The organism is Streptomyces triticirhizae (assembly GCF_003696235.1).
Classification (GTDB): domain Bacteria; phylum Actinomycetota; class Actinomycetes; order Streptomycetales; family Streptomycetaceae; genus Streptomyces; species Streptomyces triticirhizae.
The window spans coordinates 1-2,571 of sequence record NZ_RFFJ01000357.1; the positions used below are offsets into that span (position 1 = coordinate 1).

The 2,571-nt window shown below is 72.9% G+C and carries 2 protein-coding genes; both read left to right on the top strand.

The genetic code is table 11. The annotated features are described in order from the left end of the window. The coding region (locus tag EBN88_RS29530) for an AAA family ATPase (protein ID WP_147472911.1) at window positions 1–1,059 on the top strand (1,059 nt) is incomplete at its 5' end. A gap of 176 nt (window positions 1,060–1,235) precedes the next feature. Then, window positions 1,236–2,450, top strand: coding sequence for a signal recognition particle-docking protein FtsY (gene ftsY, locus EBN88_RS29535; RefSeq protein ID WP_122400049.1), 1,215 nt, complete (start codon window positions 1,236–1,238; stop codon window positions 2,448–2,450). Window positions 2,451–2,571 lie beyond the last annotated feature (121 nt).

The window sequence follows — 2,571 nt, forward strand, 5'->3', positions numbered from 1 at the left end:
GCCAGGGCGGCGCACGAGGCCGAGGTGGCCGGCGCGGTCGCCGACGGCGCCCGCCAGCTGCTCGCGCACGTCGAGGCGTCGCTGGCGCGCGCCGAGGCGGAACGGGCTGCGGCCGAGGAGGCCAGGGCGGAGCGCGAGCGGGCGCTGGACGCGGAGCGCGCGGCCGGCCGGGAGCTGAAGGAGGAGCTGGACAAGCTCACCGACTCGGTGCACCGGGGCGAGGTGCTGGGCGCGGAGAAGCGGCTGCGGATCGAGCAGTTGGAGGCGCGGGCGCTGGAGGAGCTGGGCGTCGAGCCGGCCTCGCTGGTCGCCGAGTACGGCCCGGAGCAGCCGGTGCCGCCGTCCCCGCCGGCCGAGGGCGAGGAGCTGCCCGACGACCCCGAGCACCCGCGCAACCAGCCCGTTCCGTTCGTCCGCGCCGAGCAGGAGAAGCGGCTGCGGGCGGCCGAGCGCGCCTACAAGCAGCTGGGCAAGGTGAACCCGCTGGCGTTGGAGGAGTTCGCGGCGCTGGAGGAGCGGCACCAGTTCCTCAGCGAGCAGTTGGAGGACCTGAAGAAGACCAGGGCGGATCTGTTGCGGATGGTGAAGGAGGTGGACGAGCGGGTGGAGCAGGTCTTCACCGCCGCCTACCACGACACCGCGCGGGAGTTCGAGGGCGTCTTCAGCCGGCTGTTCCCCGGTGGCGAGGGCCGGCTGGTGCTCACCGACCCGAACGACATGCTGACCACCGGCGTCGAGGTCGAGGCCAGGCCGCCGGGCAAGAAGGTCAAGCGGCTCTCGCTGCTGTCCGGCGGGGAGCGCTCGTTGACCGCCGTCGCCCTGCTGGTCTCCATCTTCAAGGCGCGGCCCAGCCCGTTCTATGTGATGGACGAGGTGGAGGCCGCGCTGGACGACACCAACCTCCAGCGGCTGATCCGGATCATGCGGGAGCTGAAGGACAGCTCCCAACTCATCGTGATCACCCACCAGAAGCGCACCATGGAGGTCGCCGACGCGCTCTACGGCGTCTCCATGCAGGGCGACGGCGTCTCCAAGGTGATCAGTCAGCGCCTCTCGTAGGCCGCCCGGAACTCCCGGGGCCGCCGACCAGCCAGCGAGGCTGGCGCTACCTTAGAGCCGGACCTCACAGCAGAGCCGGACCTCACAGCCGAACCTCACTGCCGAACCTCACTGCCGAACGACCCGATCTCGCGCCGCGCGGTCCGGCCGGGCGCCGGGCACCACCAAGGGAACCCATGGACATCATTCTCCTCGTCGTCATCATCGCCGTGGTCGCCGTGTTGGCGGTCGCGGGACTGCTCGTCGGCCGCAGGCGCCGGCAGGCCCCGCCGCCGCCCGCCGACCGGGGCGCGGGCGCGACCGGCACCACCACGGCGCCGCCCGCCGAGCCGCAGGTCGGCGACGACGCGGCGACGCCGGTGACGGAGGAGCGCCGCACGGTCGAGGACGTGACGCTGCCGCCGGCCCCCGGGGAGACGGTCGAGGCGCCCGAGGCTCCCGAGATCGAGGTGCCGGAGCCGTCAGCCGGCCGGCTGGTGCGGCTGCGGGCGCGGCTGGCCCGCTCGCAGAGTTCGCTGGGCAAGGGCCTGTTGACGCTGCTGTCCAGGGAGCGCCTCGACGAGGAGACCTGGGAGGAGGTCGAGGACACCCTGCTGACCGCCGACATCGGCGTCGGCCCGACCCAGGAGCTGGTCGAGCGGCTGCGGGAGCGCGTGCGGGTGCTGGGCACCCGCACCCCTGAGGAGCTGCGGACGCTGCTGCGCGAGGAGCTGCTGGCGCAGCTCGACCCGTCGCTGGACCGGACGGTGCGCACCGAGGGCGGGGTCTCCGTCGAGGGCGAGGAACGCCCGGCGGTGATCCTGGTCGTCGGCGTCAACGGCACCGGGAAGACCACCACCACCGGCAAGTTGGCGCGGGTGCTGGTCGCCGACGGGCGGTCCGTGGTGCTGGGCGCGGCCGACACCTTCCGCGCCGCCGCCGCCGACCAGCTCCAGACCTGGGGCCAGCGGGTCGGCGCGCGCACGGTGCGCGGGCCCGAGGGGGGCGACCCCGCCTCGGTCGCCTACGACGCGGTCCGGGAGGGCATCGAGGCCACCGCCGACGTGGTGCTGATCGACACCGCCGGCCGGCTGCACACCAAGACCGGCCTGATGGACGAGCTGGGCAAGGTCAAGCGGGTGGTGGAGAAGCTGGGCCCGGTGGGCGAGGTGCTGCTGGTGCTGGACGCCACCACCGGGCAGAACGGCCTGGTGCAGGCGCGGGTGTTCGCCGAGGTCGTGGACATCACCGGGATCGCGTTGACCAAGCTGGACGGCACCGCCAAGGGCGGGATCGTGGTGGCCGTGCAGCGGGAGTTGGGCGTGCCGGTCAAGCTGGTCGGCCTGGGCGAGGGGCCGGACGACCTGGCGCCGTTCGAGCCCGAGGCGTTCGTGGACGCGCTGCTCGACTAGGTTCTTTCGTTTGGATCATCGTGCGGACCAGATGAAGATGCCTGCGATGTGGAGTCCGGCGAGGTAGATGGTTGCGGTTTTGTCGTAGCGGGTGGCGAGGCCGCGCCAGTGTTTGATGCGG

Bases quoted from the DNA above. Each gene is read 5' to 3' on its own strand.
- ftsY (WP_122400049.1), top strand. From the start codon at position 1,236: ATGGACATCATTCTCCTCGTCGTCATCATCGCCGTGGTCGCCGTGTTG.